The sequence below is a fragment of the Citrobacter sp. Cs237 genome, from assembly GCF_030332325.1.
In the GTDB taxonomy this organism is placed as follows: domain Bacteria; phylum Pseudomonadota; class Gammaproteobacteria; order Enterobacterales; family Enterobacteriaceae; genus Citrobacter_A; species Citrobacter_A sedlakii.
The window spans coordinates 416775-441336 of record NZ_JAOWIB010000108.1; the positions used below are offsets into that span (position 1 = coordinate 416775).

Here is a 24562-nt window from a genome sequence, read left to right on the forward strand (position 1 = left end):
ACCTCTTAAGACAACGTTACAGTGATGTCTGATTCCTGAATGGTTGGTACCTGATCTATCCCCATGGTTGATGCGGGCCCAAAAGTTGTTCCATTGAGAGATACTTCAAGACTCAGTATTCCTACCGTATCTGGAGAAATGGAAATCACAGGTGCGTAATATTTACCGGCATTAATGGTTGAACCTATCCTTGCCTTCCCTATTCCTTCGTAACTACCATTGAAAACGTTAGCAATCATGGCTTTCACCTGCGATGTTATGTCGCTTGGAGGATTAAGTGAGCTGTCTAATTCAACATTAAAATAAACCCGAGTAGGTGTTGCTTTCTGCCATTGCATATCATATTCAGGATAGGGTGGCAGATAATTAACGTTATCGTAAACGGAGTGATGAGTACTTCCGTTCAGGTTTGCGCCTGGGTTGTACGTCTGGAAAATTGATTCAGCAACATCCTCATCAGTTCCGCCATAGACACAGATGTAGATCGAATGCGCCAGTACCGGGAAGTTAGTTGTTCCCTTGATTATCGTGGATGCGGTTCTGTTTGACCAAACGTATGCATCGAGAACACCATTAGTGGCTAGTAATGCCGCCAGAGTTGATGCATCCTGGTTACGACTATTTCTGGCAACAGACTGTTTTCGACGCGTTTCAAATGCAATGCGTGATTCAACATCAACCCCTACAACCCCCGGGTTAGCGTTAGTTATAGAATCCCATCCAGATACTGCGCGGTAAATCTGGCTAAGCGCCCCCGCTGCGCATGGAATAGGACCGGTAGTAGTATTAACAAACTGCACATCAACCGAGCCAGTCGATGGGATTATTGCATTGTCGATTGACTGATAAATATATCCACTCGTGTCTACCGCAGAACTGCCAGCAGGGATTGTTGTACCTACCTGACCAATACAGGTTGCAGTGACCACCGTTCCCTGCGCAGAGATGCGATCCATGAAGTAAATACGGCCAATTCCATCCTGCATTCTTCCTGTTGAGTAATCGGGATTGACCTGGTTAAAAAGGCAAAGAAGCTTATCGTATACCTGCGCTATGATTTCAGTGTCCGATTGTGCGATCTGCCCTTGCGGAGAGCTTAATGACTGACTGGCACCACCACCAAGAGCGGTTGTCATATCAGTCAGGCGACCAGCAAGAACATCAGAGATGTCAGGAACGGATAGACCATTCTCAGTGATGGTTACATCAGGTACAGCAGTTTCTAAAGTCGTCATATCGTTGCCGTCGCTGTATTACCGTTGATGTCCGTAACGCGAATAGTGCCGCGCATACGACGAGTGTTTTTATCGAAGAAGACCGTAGCCAGTGCCTGGTCAACGATGGGGAGTTTTTTGGCCTCAGTCTGGAGTTTTTGCGCTACATAACCAGGTGTTGGACGCTTGCCTAGCACATCGGATTTCCACGGAATTCCAAGAGTGTTGTCGTAATAGCATTCTTCAGAAAATACCAGGCATGCACTGGCAACATCCTGAGCTACTGAATACACTTCATCAGCAATGGCAATGTTCCCGTTTCCATCCAGTGTTAAGTCCCACGTAGACGTGTCTAACTGCATGGTTCTGTATGTCATGTAGGCTTGTCCGTTGTGTTTGAGTCAACTGTTGAACTTCCGGTTTGTACGCCTGATACCGGGTGTTTGTGAATGTTGTAGTTGTCTCTGAGATTTTTAACCGTAGATGACTGAGTTCCGGAGTTGTCCTGAATATCTCCACTAACCTTTAACAAAGGAGTAGTCATATTCACTCCATCGGGTGCGGTGATATTCACTGATGAACAGATGATGTTTACCGGGTTAGGCGTGGTGATATTTATCGCCCCATCAGCAAACTCAATAAACTGTGCCGGCTCGCCGTTCAGGAACCCACCAAGATAAAGAGCATCTGATTTGCTGTGCGTTCTTTTGCTGCCAGGTATGGATTGCTTTCGGTTTGCTCTGGCTATTGAGTTATCACGATCGCACACAGCAATCATCCCGATATCTCCGGGAACGGGGTTCATGATGACTGCGCTGTCACCACGCTGAAGCCGGAAAACTGGAACGTTGAATATCTGTGAATTCTGAATCATCGCCCCACTAGGGTCTGTCCTGGTTACCAGTGGAAGCACATCGACAACCAGATTTGGCGCAATTCCACGAATGGCCTCCACCTGGACAAGTTCAATAAAAAAAGCCCCCGAAAGGAGGCTTTTGAAGATGTATGAGAAGGATTCCGCTTCGCTTGTCTGCGCACTGGTTGGCGTAAACAGGTTATCCGCCATTATCGCCCTCGTTTAGTATTCTGTTCGCGATGCACACTGAGTGCCATGGTCCGTCTGGCATCCATGAAGAAAGCTCATGGCTAACGCTGGTTAGCTTGTATGTGCCGCTTGCGTGAGGAAGAGATGTGATGAGTCTGACATTGCGACCGGTAGTCAACAGTGTTGAGAACTGCGTCTGGAACATCACTCCACCATTTGAAAATATCGGATAACCTATCAGCCCGTATTCAGGCGAAATAAGCGGCATAACATCATCTTTCTTCTCATTCTGAGGCCAGAATGTGATTGTTGGTGATGCTACCGACATGGCTATTTCAAAGTCGTCACACAGCTTCTCAAGCTGGTTGAATATGCTCCCCTCATAGTGAGGGTTTGTTGCAACTAATCCATCAAGCCCGGTGATGTATGGGCTATATCCTGCAGCCTTGCAGATTGCAGTGATTACGCTTGTTACTGGAGTAGATCCATTGAACGAGAATGGCGGCGATGGCTTGTTTTGCAGGTCAGCGTTTGCTGTTGCAGTTATCATCAGCGCTGAATTGGGCGAGGTATTCATGTTCGCAATGGAAGACGTCATATAACCCACAAAAATCGCAGTATCGCCAACATAAATCTTCATGCTGATGCGTTCAGTATCAGAACCGAACAACCCCATAGCCTTTGATGACAACGATGCCAGAAGCTCCATGCTCAACCCGAAAAGGCTGACGTTTACCTGAGTGCCAAATAAGTTTCCAGCAGACTGAAACGATACTGTTGAACGAACCTCGCTGATGGAGATTGTGTTATTCCCTTTCTCATCAAAGGAAGATGTTTCGTTAGTAAACTCAAACCTGAGAGAACGCTGGTTATACAAGCTCGCTCTCCTCTATGTAGTACAGCACAAAGCGACCACCAAGACCTTCATAAGACGGGTCAAGTTGACCTGCGTTATCCAGAAAAACCAGATCGCCAGAAAATCCCAGATACCTGTATCTGACCATTCTGTTCCCATACAGACATGCAACACCCTGCATAATGGGGTTACCGTTAACTGTGAGGTCCATATACATGAAGCTTTCACGCTGAATCAGCCTGATAGTGCAACGCTGCCCTGCAAGGTCAACGGATATCGACTGAGATTTCTTTGGTTCTAGAGGTATTGTTCTCATGTGATATTCTCGTTGATCTCTTTGGCGAGTTCTGCTGCTTTCTGAGTGGCGCTATTAGCAACCTCAAGAACTGGCCTCGAAACCGTATCAAGTGCGCTCTGAAAGCCTGCTGTAACAGCGCCTGATGTCGTAGTTACTATTCCGCTTACAGATGACTTCAGAGACGACCACGATTTCCCCAATTCGTCTAAAGTCGATGGAGATGAGCCGGCATCCTTTGTTGCCTCACCCATTCCGGTTACGCCCTGGCTAACGTTGTCGTTTGTAGGCTTATTCTCTGTCTGCGCACCGGAAAGAATGACCTCCATTTGCTGCATCACTTCCTGAAAGTACAGGTAGATAGTCAGCATGCTTACACCGCGCTGAGAATTGACTTCGTATGAGTGATCAACAAGGTCATAGCTCTGTAGTGTTTCTTTTGGGGTCTCAATGTCGTAGGTGTTCGCAGTTTCCAGCATCGTCTTGATGGTGTCGAGCGTGTTGCTCTGGCTGGTAAACGTCAGGTCAAAAATGTTGGGAATATTCCCTGAGAATCCGGTAAGGCCAGTAACGATGATTTCACACCGCACCACTGACGGCTCTTTCACCTTGTTGATGGACTGATACTTGCCACCCTCAACAGGAGCGTTTGTTATCTGAGCCCTTCCGCTGGGCTGTATTGATGCCATGCCACTGAACTCCAGTGCTACAGCATTGGTCTTGCTATTGCGGATCACATACTGAGGATGCAGAACGCTATCGATGATAGAAAGCGGAGAGCCACCGCCGATAGCGTTGAATATATCTGCTGTGTTCAGGTCGATAATGCTCATATTACCCGCCAGTTAAAAACCCGGATAACGGGCTATTATTTGCTCTTTAATAGAGATATGCTCAACTAAATAAACAGCGAGATATCAGTATGAAAATGAATAAATCATTTCTTGTTCATTGCTTAGTGACGGCTTCACTTTCGATACCGTTCTGCACTAAAGCAGCCACCCAACAACCTTCAAATGACATCGTTAAAGAGTCGGCATTTGCATGCGTTGGCATGGCTCACAAATATGGTTCTGATGGAAGGCGCTTTGACTATGAAAATGTCAAAACTTTCATATCATCTCAGGTGGATGATTGCGTTCGTCTGTTATCTTTCTCTCTGGTTAACAAAACAACAGGTAAAGACATTCTTGATAATATAGAAAGCGAATGGGCCACTACCTATTATGATGTTACAGACGAGGAATACAGTTTTTATGGAGAGTTCCATGAAAATCTAATGTCAGGAGCACAGAAGGCAGCGGAAAACCATGATTACCTGAATGAAATGGTCTTATTTGGTAAGTCCGCTGCTAACGGTCATCATTGATCATCTTACAGCTGAGGCGTAAGAGACGTTGGTTGATGCACGTTGTGCCTGTTGGTTTACGCTTTGGGTCAAGGCATCTACAGTTTGAGGGTTTGTCTGTACGATAACCTTATCAATTTTGGTCACGCTGCTCTTGCTGTTGTCTATGCTTGATGTGGTGTTTCTGGATTGTGAATTGGCAAGCTTTTGCTGTTGAAGGTAATACTCATTCTGAAACTGGTTAGTTCCACCAATTTTCAGTCCATTTTGCCAGTTACCGAATCCTTCATGCTTCGCCATTGCGGTTCGCAACTTAGCCATCACATTCGGGTCAGCCAGATTTAATTCATCGTTAGCACCAACACCCATATACCCAGCAACCTGCTTGATATATGAACCAGTATCATTTTCTGATGATGGAGCCCATGTGCTAACAATATCCTTAACTGTCCGTAATTTCCTACCAGTTGTCAGGCCGTTGTAGTAGCGCATCAACTGGTTAGACATTGCATCCCAACCTTCCTTCTCAGTAGAAAATCCTTTAAAACCACCAACTCCAGAATCTCCCCTAATATTCCCTGGGTTGTTGTTTTTATCAGCTAATGTTTTACCCGATGGATTCTTAGCGCTGCCTGGCACAGTCTCTTCATAATCAAGCCCGAACAACCTCTCAAACCAGTGCTTCTGGTAAATTAGTGGCTTGTCCTCATCCCTCATGTTTAGGATGGAGTCAGGCGTTGTGGCGTCAGCAATATCTCCACTGTAGAAGATTCCAGCCAGTAGTCCGAGTATTCCACCCGCACCTTTGCCTCCACCGCCTCCAGTCATACTAAGCGCTTTATTTCCAACATAAAGTCCGGCTAGTATCTTGAGAGCGTTCTCAGCCCCTCCAACTGCATCGGTGAATGATTTGATTTTATCTCCTGAGTCCTTGAAGAATCCGATGATGTCACCGTGGTGTTCGCGTATCCAATCACCAAAAGCTTTTATTGCACTCATAACATCTGGAGCAAATGCCAGTGCCAAATCTTGCTTTATCCTGTCTAATTCAGAATCAAGCTGACCAAGAGTAGCTACAAGCGCCTCCTGCTCTTTCACTTGCGCAGCGGTAATATTTGATTTCTTGGTCTCTGAATCGACAAGTGACTTCAACTCACCAGATTTAATTTTGGCTGCGTCAGTCGGATCGAACCCAGCTGCCGCCATTACCTGCATCAGGTTTTCCTGGGAGTGCGTTTTACCGTAACGTGTAAACTCGGATAGTGCTTTGTTCGGGTCGCCAAGCTTATTGATATTCAGGCCTGTGCGAGCGCCCAGCACCATCAGGTTCTGTGCCGCACCAGTAAGGCCACCAAAGATAGTTGGGTCAGCAATATTCGCCAGAGCCATTCTTGCACTGCCAGCAGCAGAAATGAATGCATCACCATTCAGTCCTGCCTGCTGGAATCCACGGCGTACTCCGAACATCTTATTCACGTCAGAACCGAAGAACTTAGCTTGCTGACTTGCCCGGACAATCTCATTCGCTGTTGAGGTAAATAACTGCTTGATACCGTACAGACCTGCACTGATACCAAGAAAGCCAGCAGCAGCCGTGTAAGCACCTCTGAATGACGATACCGCAGCTGTTCCAAATTTACCCATCTCACCAGTCGTGGATTTTAATGTCTGGCTGATGTTACGGCTTGAACGGTCAAAATCGCCCTCTATTTCCTTAACTTCATTCTTCAGCTTGCGCTTGCCGTTCAGGAACTCGTCGGTCTTAATTGTGACCTTATAGGCCAACTCGTTAACGATCATCATTGCTCCTGGTGTTTATGCCATACGCGCTGATTGAAGTTTTCCACAGAAATAATCTCCAGCAGGTTATACATATCCAGCACGGATAGTTTCTCCTGAAGCTCGGTGTATGTGGCTTTTCCTGAACAGATAATGGCGTTGATAGTCGGTGAGATATTGACGGGTGAAACTAATTTTGCCGGAAGGGTTTCCTCTTCTAAAAACGGGTACTTCACCCTTCGGCGATGGTTAAAAAATCGAAATTAACCTCAAACACTTTATCCAGCACTGAGCGGATAGTTGAAACCTCTTCAAAGTCGATAGCACCATTAACCTTGCGACGATTACGCTGACCATCGTGAGTGATGACGATTTCAACTGTAGACATCAGACGGTCACGCAGAGTGTGGGCTACATCAGGAGAGGATGCGGAAATTACACTAAGGCCGACCGTAGCCAGCCCAGCACACCCCATTGCAATCACATCAGCAGGAATGCTTGTATAGTTCGACTCTCCCATTGCCCGGAAAATATCCTGAGCCAGAGAGTCGGCATCCCATGCCGACATTTCAGTAATGATAAATTCCTTCCCTTTGTCGCGGTTTTCATCCTCAACGATAAAGGGAATCTCTTTACGTGCCATCAGATAGCGCTCCGTGTTACTGATTCGAAGTGGAATACTGCCGGACGAGGTTGCAGAACCCGACGCCCCGGAGGGGTTGGAGTCCAGGTATAGAGCACGCCGTTAACAAAGTTCCATTTCGCACTCAATGCCGGAACAGTCAGGACAGCGTTACAGGCAAACGCTGAGATTGCTGTTCGCTCTGCCGCCAGCCAGTCATCAAGCAAGCTACTGGCGTTCGATGTCGCCATGAGGTTAATGGTGAACTCTGTCGGGTTGAAGATGAAGCCGGCGTGGTATTTACCATCCGCTGACATCATGTCTTCTTTGTTCTGAAGCGCACCAGTCTCAAACATGTTGTCTGCTGCGTAATCGTCAACGTCAAAACCGCCAGGGTAGTAAGCAGGTACGACGATTCGCAGCTTACTGTTAGCCGATGTAATGTCGATAGGCATGGTTTATTCCCTTATAAAATAGCGGTTGAGGACATTGTAATGGACTGGATAAGCTGTCCATCAACATAATAGAAAATGACACCCTGCAGATCGCGCTCGATACGCGCCGAACCTGGTTGAGTCGGGATGTACAAGAACCACCCCTGAGAGTACAGCGTCGCAGAGATATCTTTGCCTACCGTGTTGTTCACAATGCGAATTTGAGCGTTGTCCAGAGTTACTCCGCGCTGAATTGCGCCGAAGTTTAAAGCTTGCTCGGCAACGTCAATCACAGCAGCAGATACCGCACCATAGCCAGTTGCATTGAACGGATATGACTGGTTATTGGTGAACAGGTTAGCAAATGCCCCTACCAGATTGGCGTTAATCCAGACCTGGTCGATGAAGCTATCAAGCCAGACAAACTTGCCAGTAATCGCGCCATCAGACGCATACTGCGCCATTGTTTTATTCAGGCTATAGGAGCCGTAGAAGTTGTAACCGTTAGACTTCAGAGCCTGCGCGGTAGCAAGGTCGCTCACGTTAGGAGCTAAGCCTGAGAATCCACGGAACTTGAACGAGATGCGCCCGTTAGTTCGGGCAAAGTCAATTGATGCGGCATATGCCAGCGCTGTTACGCTGTACAGATATGTGCCGTACACCGGGAAGATGTTCTCGTATCCGTTAGCCACAACTACCTTCTGAACGAAACAGTTAGCGTTATTGGCAATTGTTCCAGCCTGAGTCGTGTCATGCACAACGTAGCCATAGCGGTTTTTGCTGCTGTTCGCCCACGCACACAACTCACCTTTCTGGTCATCAGTTAACTCAACAAGAGAGTTAAACAAAATCCAGTTCTGGTTGGTGTTGATGATGTTATTCATCGTATCGGTCAGGGTGATCGCATCAGAGCCAGGAGAAACCGTTGCAGCGGTTGCAGCGGTTAACAGCAGTCCGGTAGCAAGAGCGCCATCTGATGCAAATGAAACCTCGCTGTCTGCGCCTGTTGTAGCTGAGCGAATGATGAATCGGTTAGCAATTGGCAACCATTCTACGGATACTTTGCTTGCTCCGATTCCTGTTTCCAGTTTGTCAGCGATATCAGAGAAGCTTGTTGCTGTGGAAAGGTCAATCGATGCACTGGTAGTAGATACACCACCAACAGACAGTGTGATAGTTCCTGCAGGAATAGCTTTCAGAGTTGCCAGAGCCACACCTTTCAGATTGCCTGACAGCAAATATCCGGCTACGTCAGCAGTAACGATGCGGTACATCAGCAACTCACCAGGAATAACGGATGAGTTTTCGTAGCCGTTGAAATACTGCTGAGCGGCGAGGAATTCTTTCGATTCACTGCCCATCAGAGCAGAGACATCAGATGATGAAAAATAAGATTGCACTGCACCTACTGGGATAAGCTCGTTATCGGTCAGCATCAGGCCGTTAGCATCAACCGCAGAACCGGCAGGTGTAACGACATTGGGCGTGATATTGAAATCTACGGATAAAGGGATTGTGCTCATTGGCGTCCATCCACCTGTTGGGTTGTAATTTCTGCTTTGTCGAAGTAATCCTGCGGGAACGACACGGTTATGTGTGCTTGCAGGGATAGCGTGAGTGTGTAGCGCTCCTGCCATTGACTCTCAGCGTCGATCATCGGCGCTTGAATGGCAGGTGATGAGTAAAGCGGAGCAAGCCGGGCATCGATGGCTTTGATGACGTCGTAGCCATATCCGCTGGTGGATGTTGTTTCCAGTGCAATAGCCCTATCCCCTGCACCCTGACCGTAGATATCCACCTGAATATCAGCCTGGCGAACTTCGGTGTACCCCATGGCACTAGTGGACGGAGAGCCTGTGTCCTGCTTGATATCTCTCGTCGTGGACAACCGAATGAATCGCAAAGGGGTCAGGATGCAGAACTGGCCTTTTGGCATTGGTACGCGGTTAGCCTGAGCTTGCTGGCATGTGCCGGCGATCGGCTCAATGTACCCAGCCAACACATCGATAACATCATCTACAGTGAAATCATTCATGTGCTCACCTGCAACACAGCAATCAGACGACACCAGTCAGGCCAAAGCTCTACCGGTTCGACGACAAGCCACTGCTCACCGTTAATCACGAATATATCGCCGCCCTGCTCCATTTCACGCTGCACGCTGAAGTAGTTGCCATTGACGTAAATAACCTTCGCTAGCCCTTGCAAGTTAAGGCCGTCTACGTGCTGCATATCGCCACGACTGATTGGCTGTAGTTGAATAGTGACGTTCTGGTCAGGAAGATAAGATGGAACTGGTTTGCGTCCGGGGCCGATGGTTTCACCGGCGTACTTCTTCAGAATTGCAGAGATGTTGGGGTTGATACTGGTGATCGCGTTATTGGCTATTTGTCTAAGATTCAATTTCGCCCACCTCATAACTAACGCTGTTTAACATGTTTGACGTTTCAATCAGCGGCTTATCAAATCCCTTTCTTGCAATCGTCACAGGAGATAATGGAGGAGAATCAAGGGTGCGAATCGACTCTTTGATGTCATCAACGATGATTTCACCAAGCAACGAAAGGACATCTCTTATCTCGCCACCATTTTCAATCAGTTTTGCTGTCGCTTCCTGCCATTCAGATTCATGGTTTGCAATCGCATTTCTGAAGAATGGTCTTGGAGGTTGATTGTTTGCCGGGTTACCGAATTCGTTCGTTGCAGCAACCATAGGGACTGGTGTCCCGTCCGGATATGTTGCACCTTCAAGGAATCCAACTTTTAGTTGCAGGTTTTCAAACGAGCTTGCTGCCTTATCCAGTGCGTCCATTACCTCATCCATCAGTACCTCCGGTAATATCCGTATGGATAGTTGGATGGTGAATGCCCGCTTATGTACTGGAAGGTGCGGAATGGTGCCGTAGCATTCCAGTAATCAGCGCCATACTTTGTTTGCATGTACCATGCTGAGTTTGCTGTTACCCCTGGCATTTCCGCATGAACGCTAACTGAACCCTCTGAAGCACTGTCGATTCTCCCCACCAATCCGGATGGGGACTGCCCATTAGCGCCTGAATACAGAAAGGCGATATGGGCAACCAGCATATTCAGCAGCATTGCGCGGACAGCCAAATCCGACACGCGACTAAAGTCGGTGTTATCGAGATAGATGGTTGCCTGCGTGAAATACTGCTGAAGGAGTGCGTCGTCGACAGATGAGAATTCAGGGTAGCGTAGCTTAAATGCGGCGGGGTCAAATATTACGACGCCCATTCACAACTCCCGCTATTTGGTGTCAGCCTTTTTAACGCCAGGAGCCGGTTTTTCCGGATCAAGACCTTCAAGGCCAGTTTTGGCTTTTTCCAGTTCTTTACCCTGAGCCTTTACGCTGCGTTCGTCTTTCTGGATGAAGATGGCATTGTTCTGGATGTAGGGTGCGTCCTGATACATCTTCATGAATTTGTCCATGAAGTCTTTTTCAACCTGAGTGACACCGAAAGCACCTTCAGGAATTGCTCCATCAAGCTGACGAAGGGCGGTACTAGCCGCCCCTTTCAGGATTACAGTTACGCCATCAATAGTTACCTGAAGGCCGTTTGGCAATTTGCAGCCAACACTTACCATTTCTGCCATGTATTAAACTCCCAACATGCTTGCAATTGCCAGAGGCTGACGAATGATTGCGCCCCAGGTGCCACCGGTTTTCTTTTGTTTGTACGCTGACAGGTCAACAACCACTGGATGCGCACGCATTTTTTCAGTGAATGCACAGTAGCCAGTATCCTGACCATCCAGATCGTCAGCAATAAGCTGAACAAGCTGACCGGATGCGGTGTTGTACTCAACAGCAGTAACAACTCGCAGGTTAGGGAAGTTTTTCTTCAGCTGATCTGACACGTTCACGTTGTACATGTTCGTTTTAGTCAGATTGGCTTCAGACTCCGGAGACATTGCCAGCGTCATTTTGCTATCGCGTTCAACATAACCTTTGGTCTGAGTGATAAGTTGCGTGTACAGCGCCTGAATATCGTCGTACACAGCCTGACCATCTTTGGTTGACCATGTGGTGCCGCTACCAGTACCAGTAGCCCCCGGGGTGATTGACGCTGGAAGGTTAGGGTCATTCAACAGCCCGTAGTTCTTCAGTCCAGCAACACCGAAGAAGTAGGATTTGTTCTGGAACTTATTCAGGGTCAGAGCGGAAGCGGTGTTCAGTTGCTGAGCCCATGCGATACGACCCTCACCGTAGCGGTCCAGTTCCAACTCACCCCACTGAGTGATGGTCTGGTACAGGTAGGATTCACGAGCAACCCAGTTTACGTTCGCGCTTACCTGACCGTTGTTGTTGTAGTCACCATAGCTGGATACCTGACCAGTGGATTCTACGACCGGGAATTGCGCGGTCATAGTGGTCCAGTCGCCTTTCTTGGTTTCGCCCATGATTTCCACCGCTTTCATCGGGGTAACCAGGATACGAATCAGTTCCGGATCGACGTAGTTGGTGAAATACCACGGAATACCGGCGTTACTGGCAGTAACCAGCGTTGGCTGGGCATCCATTGCGTAGGAATAGCTACGCGCTTCCGCGTCAGTCAGATATGCTTTGGCTTCCGGAAGGATTACACCGTAATCCCGTTCAGCCATCGCTTTGTGTTGTAAAAATTCTGCGTTATTCATTGATTAGCTCCAGGTGCCCATCTGAATCAGTTCGCCAGCAGCGCCAGCGCTACCAACAACAAATTTGGTTTCTACATAACCGGAAATCGTTGCACCAGCTGCGCCAGTGGTAATGGAACCATCCGACAGTTTGGCGAAGATTTTCTGTTTGACGGTTGCAGCTCCGGCAGTTTTCACCAAGAAGTCACCAGCGGTCATCAGAGTCATCTGGAATCCAGGTTGAATGGTCATTGAAGATTCAGCCAACCAGTCAGTGATAGAAGCCTGCCCCTCACGATGTACGAAGCCATCAGGAACACCAGTGCCGGTGTTGCTGACAACGCCATTGGTTACCCATGCGAAGCGACCGACGATTACACCATTGGTGCCAGCTACCAGAGCACCTTCGCCCGCCAGCAGGCTTGCTTTCGGGTTAGCAGACGCGAAATCACCTTCAACGCCCGGTGCCTGCTGCTGATTAATTACACTTTGAAAGCCGCTCATTGCTTAGCTCCGTTTCATTTTTGTTGCGCCAGGGAATGCTTTGGCGAAGGAAGTGGTTGCCGCTGAATCCATGCCGATGACATTGGTTGGCTTGCGAACCTCTGATTTCTGGTTGATGGCAAACTCAACCATCGATTTCAGTGCTGAAGGATGGACGCCTTTATGGTCTGCGCCGATGGAATCAAGAGCGAATCGATAAATAGACTCTGCTGAATCCATTGCTACCAGACTCACATCGCCTACCAGAGAGCGAACACACTCACGCGCTTCATTGGCCTGACGGATGCGGCCCATCACGTTTTCTTCAGCTTTGCGGATTAATGCGGCATCCATAGCTGCTTTGTCCTCTTCGTCATCTTCATCTTCGGCTTTCTTTTTCTCTTTGCCGTCATCATTCTCGTCTTCCGCTTCTTTGCGGTCGCGATCACGGTCTTTACGTTCACGTTCTTCACGCTCTTTGAGTTCTTTCTCTTCGCGTTTCAGACGTTCAGCCTCTGATTCGTTGTCTTTCTCTGCCTGTGTGGCTTCGTCCTCGACAACCTTTTGTACTTTCTTTTCCACGTCTTCTGGCTTCTCATCACTTGCCAGCATGGGCGTGATAATTGCCATCAACTTTTTGGTAAGTTCTGACATTGATTTCATTCCTGTAGGTATTGAATCCCCGACAACGACGTCGGATCCGGCTCTGCCCTCTATTACGAGAGCAACGTGGTTCCCGACGATATCGCGCATTACGCCATCGTATTTCTGGCCTTCATGCACGCCGGGGGTCATGTCAGCTACATATCTGTAGGCCGACGAAAGCTCTTTCTTCTCGTCCGTCTCGATTCCTGCGATAGAATCTGCATCCCAGACGACAAGAGAGTTTTTGAGGTAAGTCCCGTCAAACTCAGCATCAGTACCAGTAGAGCCAACCACAGCCATCTTCTGAGGTTCTGCGGCAGTAACCGGGATGTGTTCGTTAAGGAGCGGGATGTTGTTGAATGTCGATGCTGCTTTGGCTAACTCTTTCGGGTCGCGAAGCAGGTAGTAAACTTTGTCAGGCTGTAGGCCTAGCGATCTGGAATTGGGGATTTCGCGGCCATAGTAGGGGCAGATGTTAGCCTTGCTGATTGGCGTCACTTCGATGTGCAGGCGACCGTCCTTGTCAAAGGAGCGCACCGTTGCCCTGTCGAATGCCAAAGCGGAGTCGCCAGTGTAGCCATTGGCGTAAGCCGCCTGCTCCTGCTCTTCTGCCTCTTCTTTGGTTGGATAAACCTTACCGTGATTTCCCCATTGCCAGCCGCCGTCAACTTTGCGTACGGGCATGGATTTACCTTTCTTCAGGCAATTAAAAAGTCGCCTCAGCGACCGTTGTTTTTCTTCAATGCGGTTATTGTAAGAAGCGCTATAACCACGCTGCCAAATATCAATGTCAGGCCTAATGCCTTGAACACCTCAATCATTTTCGCTCCAGTCCCGGGATGATTGGTGACCATGTGCACCTGCAGTTGATAGCTTCACCTGGTAACACCCATTCACCATCGAGATACAGGCCTTTATCGAGATCGAACTCTTTTCCGTCTGCTTTCACGTGGGATGGCCTTGGCTGCTTCCCGGCGTGAGAGTGTCGCCATATTCCTTTGGTGATGCCGAGTTTCTTCTGTCGCTCAGACTGAATGACCGCCGTCGCCTTGTTGTTCTGGTCGCGAGCGATGGTCTCTGCGCGTCTGCGTGTGATGCCGTAGCGCTTCACCAGTTCATCAGTGAGATAACCAAGATCACGACCACGGCTTACTGACTGCATAACCATAGTCTCTACCTGCGTGTGATATTGCTCAGGTATCGACTTAATCAGGTTGACGTTCTCGTTGATGACGGCCTGCATCGCGGTTTTAAGCTCATCATTCATCGTGAACTTAACAGTAAAGCCGCCAGCCTTTAGCGCAGAGTGAAGAGAGACATCAGTATTTCGCAGGGTCTTATCGACGAAGCGATCTGCCAGTTTCTTCGCAAGCTCATTGAACTTGCTTTCCCACTGCTTGCCGAGTTTAGCCAGCCTGCGCTTTAACTCATTCGCCGGGCTGGCATCCATCGCCATGCTGTTTTTGTAGCCTGCCTCAAGCCAGTAACGGTAAGACTTGTTCATCTCCCGTACCAGTTTGATAAGCTCAGCACGATACCATTCGTGAACGCCTGCGTTAGCCCTGACTGGACGAAGGGTTGTCTGGGTCCTCGAATCCTTCTTCGATGGACTCGTTTTCGTACTCTTCTTCGTCATCTTCGGATTCCATCATGTGGTATGGGCTGGCCTTGTCGGACTGGCGCATACTTCTGATTGCGTCAAGGTCGAATACTCCGGCTTCGGCATAGTTCTTGTCTGCCTCAGATTGATGCTTCATGACCTCGGCTTTCTCGGATTCTGTAAGCTCGTACAGCGGCAGGAACTCGAAATCTATATCAGGGTCAATCTCGCCGAATTCGTTTAACTGGATGACATCCAGCACGGTTTTCAGTGGGCTTCTGAATAGATTCTCCTGCATGGCGTGAATTGAGTCGTAGAAGACGCGAATCTCACCATCAGACGAAGCGTTGAGGCCGTTTGGAGTGATGCCAAGCAACTTAACCAGTGGAATACTTGATACCGATGCCATCTGCTCTTGTGCTTGCGCCTGAAGAGCATCGACACCGGACAGGCTTGTCACGAACTGGAAGAATTCTTCAGATTCCTTATCAACCATGAACATTCCACGGTTATCGCGGACCTTATTGAAGAGCTCAGCACGCATAAACAGGTTGGGGTCTGCAACACCGGACAAGACGTTTTGCATGTTCGTCTTCAGGCCGTACACCACAAACGAGTGAACCAGGTCGCTCACGCTGTCACGTGTTCTCAGCCAGTTCTGCACGTATGGTTCTGCCATCTGGCTAAGAGACAGGCCGCCGAAGTTGTAAGCCGCCTTGAGAATGTCCGGCACTTGTCGGGAAATCATCGTCAGCATACGGCTGGCGTGAACTGTGCGCCCCATGACGTACCATTCAGCCGGGTTGAAGAAATCAGGGCTGAGTGGGTTGTCGGCGTTATACACACCCGGGTATGTCCACATTGCCTCGATAACTCGGAAACCGTTCAGGCTGCCTTTGGTTATCTTGCGTGGGCTGATGTAGAGCTTCTTGTCCAGTTCGTCAGGAACCAGCCAGGCAGAGTTACCGCTTGGCGTCTTCACATCGATGTAAATCTGGCCTCGCCCGAAGTATCCGTCATGCTCTGCTGCTTCACGGAACTTTTCTCGCACCTGAAACCGTCTTAACGCGTCATCCAACTGACGAATCTTATCGGCCTTATCATCACCGTCATCTTTGCCGATGTGCTTCAGCTCAATCCACTTGCGTGTCATCTCCTCCGCTATCGTTCCGGTAATCTTGCGATACTCGGGCAACTGAGCGAGCTGTGACAGGTATGGATAACCGGGGAAGCCACCGTAGCCATATGCGGTGATATTGGCTGAATTCAGGTAACTGTAAGGTGTGGAGTCCATCGCCAGCGCAGCATCGCCAATATGCTCAGGGATAACTCCCGGCGGCGGCGTGTATCGCTCAATCTTGCAAAGCACTTCACCTTCAGATTTGATGCGTTCCTGCTCGTTCATCATCGCCAGCGCATTAGCCAACGACATGGGCTGCTTTGCCTCTTCCTTTGGAGGCTCAGCTTTTTTCTTTTTCCAGCGTTCAAACACTATGCGAGCCTCAAAAGTTCTTCAGATATGCGTAACGGACCGTTGCCATTTTTCATTTCATCGATGGCATCCATCATCGGATCTAACTGGTCGTCGTGCGTATTGAAATCAGGGTTGATGGCTTCCATCTCGACGAGGAAGTCGTTAATGAATGGTGCGTTGCTGGGTAACTTTATGTAACCAGACTCGATATAGCCCTGCACGTCCATCAGGCGAGTGTATTTATCTTTATCGCGCTGGATGGCCTTTATTGGGCATATCGCCTTTTTACGGATGTTCTGTATCAGGCCGGTGCCGGATGACTTATCCTCTATCGCCATGTGGCGTAGCGGTCCATTCTTGAGTGTTTTGCATTTATCCCAGAATGCTACCGCGCGGCGCTGTAGTTCATCTGCTTCCCACTTACCGCGAATCATGTCTATCAGGTAGATATATCCGTCAGTGCCTAGTCCCCAGTGCTCGAATACGGAGAAGTCATTAACCTCTTTAGTTTTCTGCGCCGTGTCGCCATAGACGGCTCGCCACTGCATAGGAGGAAGCACGGAGTATTCACCGAACCATTCAGATTTAATCAGTCCGCCGCCCTTAGCGGTTGGGCGCTGCTGATACAGGGCGTTCCATACAAGTGATCCGCGTTGCTTACATTTCTCGACGAATTCTTGCGGCATGCGCTCAGGGAAAAGAATTTCACCGGGATTGCGAAGGTGATACACGTTGCCGTTTAGCTCGTGAATCTCTTCCTTCTCAGCCTCCATTGGGAAGCTAACCACACGCCAGTTTTCACCGCCCTCTTCTGCTAGTTTGAGTAATTGGCCTGCCAGGTCGTTTTGATGCCAGCGCGTCAGAATGATGACGATGCCGTTTATCTTTGGATCAACACGCGTGAAGAATGTCGTGTCGTACCAGTCCATCACCGCTTCCTGATAGGTTGGAGACGATGCGGTTTTGTAATCTTTCGCGGGATCATCAATTACCCCGATATTCATACCCTGACCGGTGATACCGCCGTTAACGCCCGCAGAACGATATGAGCCGCCGTGTAGTTCGCCTTTAGCGTCCACTGGCTCCCATAGTTCGGTTTTGTTGATGCCACCCGCCAGGCTGCGACCTGAAGGTATTTTCACATCAGGAAAAACGTCAGCATACTTATCAGATGTGATGATGCGCTTAACGTCCCGGCTCATTCGGTCTGACAGGTCAGAAGAATAGGAGCACGAGATGATATTCCATGATGGATGCTGGCCTAACACGTATGCAGGGAAGCGACGCGAACACAGCTCGCTCTTTCCAGAACGCGGCGGAGCAAACACCATCAGACGGGGCATGTTCCCGGCTTTAACTTCATCCAGAAAGTGATCTAACTCTGCGCAAAGTAGCTCGTTAAACCATCCAGTTTCGTATTGCGGATTGGTGTACAGAGTGAAGGCGAGAAGTTTTTTACGTGCTGAGCGAATCGCCAGTTCTTTGTGCAACTCATAAATCTGAGCGTTTCGATTCAAGCTGATTGGAGCGTCTGCCATTTCCCAGCTCCTTCAGTTTCTCTTCAAGTAATTCTTCTGACATATCCGCATAACGAACCGGACCACCGTTAGCACCGGTAATCTCTGTTGCAGTTTGTTCTCTGAATGCCTGGACGTTTACATGCTTGCCGAGTAGCTCAAGGTTCTTCACCTTGTCAGGCCATTTGATTTTCTTCAGGAGAGCAGCACTATCTGCTGATGCCATCTCTACGACATCCATTCCTGATAGCGTTGTGCGCCATACTTTAGGCCAGTCTTTAATTGGCTTTAGCTCACCGTTTTGAAGGAGGATGTCCAGAACATCCATCTGATCAATTTCAGTGAGTCGTCTGAGCACATAAGCAGCATCCACGCCTACCTGTTCATTACGATCAGCCTTTAACTCTGCAATGCGATCTGCGATGTCAGGTTTTGACAGGTTTTCACTACCAGTGGCGCGGGCAGTTTTCTCGCTGTATCCCGCCCTGATAGCTGCCTGAGTGGCATTGAGGTCTTTCAGGTACTCACGGGCAAACAGCTCTTGTTTGTCTGTGAGCTTTGCCATGTTATTTACTCTTTTCGATGGGAATCACTGTAAATCCGCCAACAGAAGCTTTCTTAATTGCTGTGATGCTAGGGGAGTCTTTCTTCGGGTAGAAGTAAATAAAGTCATCATCCATTTCGGGCCTGAATCCCCTGATATAACCTACGTGCTGTTGCTCTTGATCATCTTCAAACCATAGCCATAGTTGAAGCCATCCGATATCAATTATCATAATCAGCATTTCCTGCTTTCCACTCACATGAGCGAATCGCATTTCACAGAATTAAATATCAGGAAGCGAGAACTCCGGCAGCACGAAGCTTTGCTAACAGCGCATTGAAGTCAGTCACCAGACCAGCCACATCAGTAGCAACTGAATCTGCCTGTGCTGCTGCTTGTTTCGCAGTGCCTGCTGTTGTAGTGGTTGCAGCACCTGGTACATCACTGGTGCTTGGTACGCTTACAGGCACACCGCCAGTGGAGATTACTCGTTGTGTCATTGTTTGCTCCTGAGCATTATGTTGGTTGCCATTAGCGCAACGGTTTCTCTGCTTCTCAGTAGTGATTGGTCACTTCCGTCAGTTCCGGCTTGCCAAGATGTGGATCACGCTCCTTTGAGGGTCACACAAATCATTTAGCGCACAGCCTGTCCCATGTTTCGTTATGGGTGTTTATCGCTTTTACCGTTCTGCTATCCATCACATCAGGGTCTTTACCATGGGTGATGATTGGCAGGAATGCAGTGCATGCGTTGTCTACATACACATACTTAATCTGCGGAGTGGTATTTTGAAGTCCGCATGCGCTCACGAGCAGCGCTATCAGACAGAGATTGATTTGCTTGTGCGACATCTTTCACCGCCTTGATGGTGACTTCCTGCTTAGTGGTGATGTTCTGTGCTGACTCTTTTTCGGCGTTAGCACTCTTAACATCAGCCTCGGCTTTTGCCTCTGTCTGCCCTTTGCTTTTCGCTGTGAACCAGGTGAGAGCAATAGCGCCAACAATCCCGATGGCACCAAGTATGTATTCCCATCCGACAGCCATTAACGAACTCATTTCACTTCCCTCAGCTCAGCGGCTTTATCCTTCAGCTTTGACTGGCGAACAAACTGAGCAAGAACTGCCAGCACCACCATCCCCTGACTGATATAACCGAGGATGTCGTGAGGAATGTAGCCCTTGATGTCTTCAGGGAGAAATGTCCATGCCTGAATAGCAGCTTCCGGGAAACTTTGAATCCACGCTCCAAGCATTGCACCCAATGATGCAAGCCATACCGACCATGTTTTAAATAGCAACTTTGCATGAGCAACGAATTCAAGACGGGTATATCTCTGCGCCATTAACAGAAAAACGATAGCCACCAGGCAGAAAGCGATGAATATTTTCATCAGATAATCCCCTTATACGCTTCAAGCGTTCCGGTTCGCATTACCTCTGCGTGGCGACTCGCACGGCTTGGCGTTTGCTTTGCCCATTTGCTGGACAGCATTCCGGATGCAGCACCAGAGAAGTTTCCGGCAGCTACCATAGCAAGTGTGTTCTTGAACCCGGCTAGACCCTGCACACCCATCTGATAAGCCATGCTGACAAGGATGTCTTTGCGCTCCTGATTGCATGCTTTCATTGCGGAAATGATGAGTGGATTTTCGTTCATCTTTTTGAGTGTTGATGCAACGAATGACTCCAGCCATACATCGCCAACTTCACGTGGAACTGTGAATGTGTAATTGCTCAGAGGTGCGCCCTTTGGACCAATCTTCACACCGCAGGCCACAGTTGGATAACCTTCTGTATCGATGTACGGGCGCTCTTTATACCCCTCTTCATAATTGAGGATTTTCACAATGTTGCTCATTATTAGTTCCTTCAGAAGATGAGGTCTTTCTGTACGCTTGGATAAGCTCTGGGTGCATCAAAGGTGTGAACTTTTGAACCTTCAGGAGAGATGATCACCACGCCTGGTGACTGACCACCCTTTGATTGCTGAGACGCCAGTTCTTGCTCGGCATCTCGTCTTTTTAAATCTGAAGCAGCCAACCGCTTTGAGAGGCTGCTGTTTTCTTTTTGCATCTGGGCGATTGTCTTCTGACCATTGTCAATAACCGCCTGGATGTTGTAACAGGCGAATGCAGTTATGAGGAAAAAAAGCACAGGCATAATCCCGATAACATAACGCCCAACCTTCAGCTCAACGTTATTTGTCATCATTGTCACCATCTGGTCCGAATCCAGGTGGATGGATACGCCTTATAATTGATGCGCCCTGCCAGCCGGCAGCACCACAACCAATACCCATAACGTATAACGACCACCCGTTCGTCATTGAAAATAAAAACATCATCATTCCGGCAAAGAGCGACACGAGCACATGATTAAGGAGAGGAACCCTTTGATCGGGAGAGCTGTAAGCATATTTTGCCAGTGAGCCAACCAGATTCATGATGACCGCGAGAAGCAGAGCCGGAATGAATTCGATTCCGTTTGCCATTGCGTAGTCTCCACCACTCAGGTGGCTGCTTAAAATGCGCCTGGCCGTTAAACGGCGCGGGAAGAGACTAGCCAGGCCGCTAAGATGCGACCCTCAAAGTGAGGGACTTGTTCACATTTATTAATGTGGTTCTTGTGTAATGAACAAATCCGATCTAAGTTTCATCCGTCTGATCAGACGATATGGGCCTCGGTCTTTGTTCGTGATTAGCGTCATGAGCAAGATGACTGTAGGTTGTTCCACCAACTTACGGTCGCCCATTTTCACGAAGCCCCGCCGATGCGGGGTTTTCTATTTGTGCAAAACGCCCTTATCCCCGTAACCACGAAAGTTAGAGGGTATCTGTATGTGTTCTGGTGCTTGGTGATGAGGGCGCTTTCAGAAATGTCGTGCGCCCATTATTAATCACACCGGGCCAGTGCGCCGAATTCTTTGATGAGGAGTCGGAAGACCTCACTGGTGTTTAGCCGTTAGGCTACTGCCAGGAATTGATCATCGTTTGCATTTATCTTTGTGGTCGGTTTCTAAAAACACCGCAAAGTCGCTAACGTGACGAAAACTGGAAAGAGCACTGACGAGCGTCGTCACAATTCCATACCGGCGTTTCACGGTCGCTATTCCGAAGATATGGATTGCCGTTCTGCCTAATGCCCTTACCGGATTTCGCCAATAAAAAAGCCCCGACATTTCTGCCGAGGCTCTTACCTAATCTAGCCAGTATGTCGACCCTAAATATTATCGACGACCGGGTAAATCAGGATTTCAATTTCGCTGCTCTGTTCGCTTTTGCTCCGAGCATACAGAGAATTTACCAGGATATAATTTTTTTGCAAGCTTTTTCGGATAAATTTTATTTATGCGACAAGTTTTGCATTTTCATGCTTCTCCAACTCCCTCATGGCTGCATGGTAAATCTTAGCCTCAATTAAACTAATGCACCATCTTACTCGGTCACGTGATTGTGGCATCGTTAGCGCTCCCCTTGTTAGTCGCTGTAGGTACTGCGCTATGGTTTCTACAGGATGTCCATAGACGTAATAGTTAACAGCAACTTTCGTAAGCACCGTCTTACTTCCAAGCACATTGAGGATGAGTCTGTCCATAAACATGCCTTCCTCGTCAGTGCAGCGATCCGTGTTCGAGTGCTTAAGATTTGCGATGACTTGCGCTAGTTTCTTGATAAGCTCTTCACCGTTGTAGCCGCGATTGTGAAGACTCTCCATGATTGCCACGATTCCATCAGATGTTAAGGCCCCCCGACCTGACACCGACTCCATGAATCTGGCAATTGGACTTATTTGAGACTTCTCGCTCATTCCATCATATGCCCAACGCCCCCACGCATTAAGCATGTGAGACACCCACACTCTATTTTCAGGTAAAAGCCTTGGTTTTAAGCCGAGGTCTTTTGCTCGCTTAATGGTGGCGAGAAGTGCAAGCTGATCATCAGGCAGGTCATGCTTGGCTCTTACATCACTGAAGAATTCTTCGTCGGTTTTCCTGAGAAAATCGTTTGCCACTTTCGCAGCATCTAATTTCTCCGAATACTCACCAAGCGAGAAACATTGCCCAAAGCGCCATATTTTTACTGCATACTTTCCGTTGACTCGGTTCTTGCTAACACAACGCATTCCAGAGGTGTTATTTTTACCCAAGCGCCTATTTCGCGCGTTCTGCGTCCGTGTTGCTTCGCGAAGGTTAAGTATGCTGTTATCTGATGGGTTGCCGTTGATATGGTCAATTTCATCTTTAGGCCATCGCCCATGGAAGTAAAACCATGCCAGCCGATGAGCGGCGTATTTCTTTCCCCTGATGCTTACATAGATATATCCATTATCGCCGATCATGCATCTGGTACGGATTCCGTTATGCTGTCTCGAACTGAAATTTCCAGTCTCAGGGTTGTAGTATAAAGCCTCTCTGACCTTAGCCAATTCAAGCTTTTGCTCATCATCGATTTCTATCAGTTTGGTTGTAATCATCTACGCTACCTCCGGACCGTCTGGTTTATTCAACCCGAGCCTGTTGACCAGCTCCCTACGACGCTCAGCCAATAAGCTCACAGCACGTTCCGCATCTGCAATCTGCGCATCAATATCCTTGAGCTTCTCCATGTCTGCGTGACGCTGCCATTTGACTTGCTGGATGTTAGTTACTGAGCACATACGGGTTCTCCTACTAAGCTGTCTAACTGGCGACGCATCATCTTAAGTGCTCCATCAGGGAATGGCTGACGGGCTAAACCTGCGAAGATGGCGCGAATTTTCTTGTCGCGGATACGCTTGAGTAACTCGGTCACTGTTGCGCGGATGGTGGCGTTAATCTTGCGGTCTTCGAGTTGTGCGAATCGAACGGATAACTCCACTGTGATCAAGGCATCCAGATATTCTTCACAGACCTCTCTGCTTATGTCTGTCATGCTGCCTCGCTTCTGCTTTCACGCAGGTCTTTAAGCTTCTGCTGATACTCCGCCTTAATCGCTTTGCACTCTTCTATAGTCCAGCGATGGCGCTTGTGGTTTGATTCGATTTCGTCTACAGCTGCATGCCCGATGCGTTCGATAAGCATCACGCGATAAGGAACCAGGTTCCCGCTCTTGTGCTGATTGCATACGACGCATTGCTTATGGATATTGCGTTCATCAAATCGGAGTTGAGGTGCCGCAGCAGTTGTCCGGTAGTGCCCGGCATCCCACTGAGCAGACGTGAACGTTCCGCACGAGATACATGGTAAGTCGCGGTCTCTTTCTCTGATGAAGGCGTTTACTGCTTGTTGGGCTTGTTTAATCCAGTAACTGCGGGGCTTTAAGGCGAGTTTTCGTATCTTTAACTTGTCTTTCTGCTGCTGATATTCTCGTCGTCGTTTCTTGTCTGCTGCTTTCTCTGCTTTTTCTCTCTCCTTGCTTCGTCGCTCTAGTGCTATCTTTGTTCCGCATTCCGGTGAGCACCACCATATGTTCGAGTGTTGAGGGTGAAACCATTCCCTGCACTCTTCGTTCTTACAGCGTCGCCTTACCTTCCTCATTCGACATATCTCCATTCGGATCGCGATATACCAGCCATTCGCTAACGCACTCTTCACATGCGTAGGTTTCCTCTGTCGATAGCTCTTTCATGCAGCCTGCGCACAAAGTTCGACGTATGCTCTGCTGCTCGTAGGATTGGGCTTCTGATTGGCTAAGCATGCTCTTCTTCCTTTTGCATCAGAAAAACGCACATGGCTGCACGAAGAGGATTTTGGTCATGCTGATATTCTGCTGGCTGCTCTTTCATATCCCAGCCAGCCAAGTCAAAAGCAAAGTCTCCCCATGCAACCCATTCATCCTCATTCTTGTCGAAGGCAAGACTGATTCCATGTTCATGAATAATTGGGAATGCATCTTCTGCGTTGCTGCATGGGTCGAATGGATTTCCTTTCGAGCTCTTCAGCCCCAAATAGTAATTTCCAGAAGGAACCGTCCATACGGGTCCGCTTGCGCATGCTTCATCAACATCAAAAAACATGTATTCACTCAGTCCTACCGCTAGTGCAACGCGCTTGTTAATCTCAAAATCTGATAACTGTGAATAGTCCATT

At 48.5% G+C, this 24562-nt stretch carries 35 protein-coding genes; 1 reads left to right on the forward strand and 34 read right to left on the reverse strand.

The features are described from left to right. Positions 1–5: 5 nt before the first annotated feature. From OGY07_RS19015 to OGY07_RS19040, 6 genes are read right to left on the reverse strand one after another with little or no spacing between them, the layout of a single operon-like run. Positions 6–1235 (reverse strand): baseplate J/gp47 family protein, encoded by a 1230-nt coding sequence (locus OGY07_RS19015; protein ID WP_286602444.1) that lies wholly within the window; start codon positions 1233–1235, stop codon positions 6–8. Continuing rightward, on the reverse strand, positions 1232–1591 hold the full coding sequence (locus OGY07_RS19020; RefSeq protein ID WP_286602446.1) for a contractile injection system sheath initiator: 360 nt from the start codon (positions 1589–1591) through the stop codon (positions 1232–1234). The genes OGY07_RS19015 and OGY07_RS19020 overlap by 4 nt, the downstream gene beginning before the upstream one ends. Beyond that, the gene (locus tag OGY07_RS19025; RefSeq protein ID WP_060568973.1) at positions 1588–2280 is read right to left on the reverse strand and encodes a phage baseplate protein; all 693 of its coding nucleotides are present in this window, start codon (positions 2278–2280) and stop codon (positions 1588–1590) included. Before OGY07_RS19025 ends, OGY07_RS19020 begins: the two co-directional genes overlap by 4 nt. Next, on the reverse strand, positions 2270–3136 hold the full coding sequence (locus tag OGY07_RS19030; protein WP_286602450.1) for a hypothetical protein: 867 nt from the start codon (positions 3134–3136) through the stop codon (positions 2270–2272). The genes OGY07_RS19025 and OGY07_RS19030 overlap by 11 nt, the downstream gene beginning before the upstream one ends. Then, positions 3129–3431, reverse strand: a complete 303-nt coding sequence (locus tag OGY07_RS23510; protein WP_286602452.1) for a phage baseplate plug family protein — start codon at positions 3429–3431, stop codon at positions 3129–3131. The genes OGY07_RS19030 and OGY07_RS23510 overlap by 8 nt, the downstream gene beginning before the upstream one ends. Beyond that, positions 3428–4243, reverse strand: a complete 816-nt coding sequence (locus OGY07_RS19040) for a hypothetical protein (RefSeq protein ID WP_286602454.1) — start codon at positions 4241–4243, stop codon at positions 3428–3430. Before OGY07_RS19040 ends, OGY07_RS23510 begins: the two co-directional genes overlap by 4 nt. Before the next feature lie 89 nt (positions 4244–4332). Between OGY07_RS19040 and OGY07_RS19045 the strand changes: the two genes are divergently transcribed. Continuing rightward, the gene (locus OGY07_RS19045; protein WP_286602457.1) at positions 4333–4779 is read left to right on the forward strand and encodes a hypothetical protein; all 447 of its coding nucleotides are present in this window, start codon (positions 4333–4335) and stop codon (positions 4777–4779) included. On the opposite strand, the gene OGY07_RS19050 is transcribed toward OGY07_RS19045, so the two are convergent. From OGY07_RS19050 to OGY07_RS19185, 28 genes are all read right to left on the reverse strand, one after another. Next, complete coding sequence (locus OGY07_RS19050) at positions 4780–6558, reverse strand: lytic transglycosylase domain-containing protein (RefSeq protein WP_502872444.1); 1779 nt, start codon at positions 6556–6558, stop codon at positions 4780–4782. Positions 6559–6769: 211 nt separating this feature from the next. Continuing rightward, positions 6770–7180, reverse strand: coding sequence for a hypothetical protein (locus OGY07_RS19055; RefSeq protein WP_286602464.1), 411 nt, complete (start codon positions 7178–7180; stop codon positions 6770–6772). After that, a complete protein-coding gene (locus OGY07_RS19060) occupies positions 7180–7614 on the reverse strand; it encodes a phage tail fiber protein (RefSeq protein WP_200120049.1) in 435 nt (144 codons plus the stop codon). Before OGY07_RS19060 ends, OGY07_RS19055 begins: the two co-directional genes overlap by 1 nt. Before the next feature lie 11 nt (positions 7615–7625). Further along, complete coding sequence (locus OGY07_RS19065) at positions 7626–9116, reverse strand: DUF3383 domain-containing protein (protein WP_286602473.1); 1491 nt, start codon at positions 9114–9116, stop codon at positions 7626–7628. Further along, positions 9113–9628 carry a phage neck terminator protein gene (locus OGY07_RS19070; protein ID WP_286602475.1) on the reverse strand — a complete coding sequence of 172 codons (516 nt, stop codon included), beginning with the start codon at positions 9626–9628 and terminating at the stop codon, positions 9113–9115. The genes OGY07_RS19065 and OGY07_RS19070 overlap by 4 nt, the downstream gene beginning before the upstream one ends. Then, a complete protein-coding gene (locus tag OGY07_RS19075) occupies positions 9625–9996 on the reverse strand; it encodes a hypothetical protein (RefSeq protein ID WP_060568983.1) in 372 nt (123 codons plus the stop codon). Before OGY07_RS19075 ends, OGY07_RS19070 begins: the two co-directional genes overlap by 4 nt. After that, entirely contained in the window at positions 9986–10417 is a 432-nt protein-coding gene (locus tag OGY07_RS19080) for a hypothetical protein (protein ID WP_286602478.1), read from the reverse strand. Before OGY07_RS19080 ends, OGY07_RS19075 begins: the two co-directional genes overlap by 11 nt. Next, positions 10417–10848: a DUF4054 domain-containing protein gene (locus tag OGY07_RS19085; RefSeq protein ID WP_060568985.1), complete on the reverse strand. Its 432-nt coding sequence runs from the start codon at positions 10846–10848 to the stop codon at positions 10417–10419. Before OGY07_RS19085 ends, OGY07_RS19080 begins: the two co-directional genes overlap by 1 nt. 12 nt (positions 10849–10860) lie before the next feature. After that, positions 10861–11208, reverse strand: coding sequence for a hypothetical protein (locus tag OGY07_RS19090; RefSeq protein ID WP_072197050.1), 348 nt, complete (start codon positions 11206–11208; stop codon positions 10861–10863). Positions 11209–11211: 3 nt separating this feature from the next. After that, the gene (locus OGY07_RS19095) at positions 11212–12252 is read right to left on the reverse strand and encodes a major capsid family protein (RefSeq protein ID WP_060568986.1); all 1041 of its coding nucleotides are present in this window, start codon (positions 12250–12252) and stop codon (positions 11212–11214) included. 3 nt (positions 12253–12255) lie between these two features. Then, positions 12256–12735, reverse strand: coding sequence for a structural cement protein Gp24 (locus OGY07_RS19100; protein ID WP_286602482.1), 480 nt, complete (start codon positions 12733–12735; stop codon positions 12256–12258). A 3-nt stretch (positions 12736–12738) separates the two neighbouring features. After that, entirely contained in the window at positions 12739–14043 is a 1305-nt protein-coding gene (locus tag OGY07_RS19105) for a DUF2213 domain-containing protein (protein ID WP_286602484.1), read from the reverse strand. Positions 14044–14176: 133 nt separating this feature from the next. Beyond that, the gene (locus tag OGY07_RS19110; RefSeq protein WP_286602486.1) at positions 14177–14863 is read right to left on the reverse strand and encodes a phage head morphogenesis protein; all 687 of its coding nucleotides are present in this window, start codon (positions 14861–14863) and stop codon (positions 14177–14179) included. Between the two features lie 52 nt (positions 14864–14915). Next, positions 14916–16391 (reverse strand): DUF1073 domain-containing protein, encoded by a 1476-nt coding sequence (locus tag OGY07_RS19115; protein ID WP_286602729.1) that lies wholly within the window; start codon positions 16389–16391, stop codon positions 14916–14918. 59 nt (positions 16392–16450) lie between these two features. Next, complete coding sequence (gene terL, locus OGY07_RS19120) at positions 16451–17971, reverse strand: phage terminase large subunit (protein ID WP_286602488.1); 1521 nt, start codon at positions 17969–17971, stop codon at positions 16451–16453. After that, positions 17925–18515 (reverse strand): terminase small subunit, encoded by a 591-nt coding sequence (locus OGY07_RS19125; RefSeq protein ID WP_286602490.1) that lies wholly within the window; start codon positions 18513–18515, stop codon positions 17925–17927. The genes terL and OGY07_RS19125 overlap by 47 nt, the downstream gene beginning before the upstream one ends. Before the next feature lies 1 nt (position 18516). After that, complete coding sequence (locus OGY07_RS19130) at positions 18517–18726, reverse strand: hypothetical protein (protein WP_286602492.1); 210 nt, start codon at positions 18724–18726, stop codon at positions 18517–18519. Between the two features lie 58 nt (positions 18727–18784). Beyond that, positions 18785–18994, reverse strand: a complete 210-nt coding sequence (locus OGY07_RS19135; RefSeq protein WP_286602495.1) for a head fiber protein — start codon at positions 18992–18994, stop codon at positions 18785–18787. Between the two features lie 269 nt (positions 18995–19263). Next, positions 19264–19551 carry a hypothetical protein gene (locus OGY07_RS19140; RefSeq protein ID WP_060568992.1) on the reverse strand — a complete coding sequence of 96 codons (288 nt, stop codon included), beginning with the start codon at positions 19549–19551 and terminating at the stop codon, positions 19264–19266. Beyond that, positions 19548–19886, reverse strand: a complete 339-nt coding sequence (locus OGY07_RS19145; RefSeq protein ID WP_060568993.1) for a DUF7940 domain-containing protein — start codon at positions 19884–19886, stop codon at positions 19548–19550. Before OGY07_RS19145 ends, OGY07_RS19140 begins: the two co-directional genes overlap by 4 nt. Beyond that, positions 19886–20353, reverse strand: coding sequence for a glycoside hydrolase family protein (locus OGY07_RS19150; protein WP_286602503.1), 468 nt, complete (start codon positions 20351–20353; stop codon positions 19886–19888). The genes OGY07_RS19145 and OGY07_RS19150 overlap by 1 nt, the downstream gene beginning before the upstream one ends. Before the next feature lie 11 nt (positions 20354–20364). Further along, positions 20365–20706, reverse strand: a complete 342-nt coding sequence (locus OGY07_RS19155; RefSeq protein ID WP_286602507.1) for a hypothetical protein — start codon at positions 20704–20706, stop codon at positions 20365–20367. Further along, entirely contained in the window at positions 20693–20986 is a 294-nt protein-coding gene (locus tag OGY07_RS19160) for a hypothetical protein (RefSeq protein WP_060568996.1), read from the reverse strand. Before OGY07_RS19160 ends, OGY07_RS19155 begins: the two co-directional genes overlap by 14 nt. An 854-nt stretch (positions 20987–21840) precedes the next feature. Continuing rightward, the gene (locus OGY07_RS19165) at positions 21841–22968 is read right to left on the reverse strand and encodes an HNH endonuclease signature motif containing protein (RefSeq protein WP_286602509.1); all 1128 of its coding nucleotides are present in this window, start codon (positions 22966–22968) and stop codon (positions 21841–21843) included. Positions 22969–23138: 170 nt separating this feature from the next. Beyond that, complete coding sequence (locus tag OGY07_RS19170) at positions 23139–23405, reverse strand: DUF7740 domain-containing protein (RefSeq protein WP_286602512.1); 267 nt, start codon at positions 23403–23405, stop codon at positions 23139–23141. Continuing rightward, positions 23402–24010, reverse strand: coding sequence for a recombination protein NinG (locus tag OGY07_RS19175; protein ID WP_286602513.1), 609 nt, complete (start codon positions 24008–24010; stop codon positions 23402–23404). The genes OGY07_RS19170 and OGY07_RS19175 overlap by 4 nt, the downstream gene beginning before the upstream one ends. Next, entirely contained in the window at positions 23985–24170 is a 186-nt protein-coding gene (locus OGY07_RS19180) for a protein NinF (protein WP_286602515.1), read from the reverse strand. Before OGY07_RS19180 ends, OGY07_RS19175 begins: the two co-directional genes overlap by 26 nt. Then, on the reverse strand, positions 24163–24561 hold the full coding sequence (locus OGY07_RS19185) for a phage protein NinX family protein (RefSeq protein ID WP_286602517.1): 399 nt from the start codon (positions 24559–24561) through the stop codon (positions 24163–24165). The genes OGY07_RS19180 and OGY07_RS19185 overlap by 8 nt, the downstream gene beginning before the upstream one ends. Position 24562: the final 1 nt, after the last annotated feature.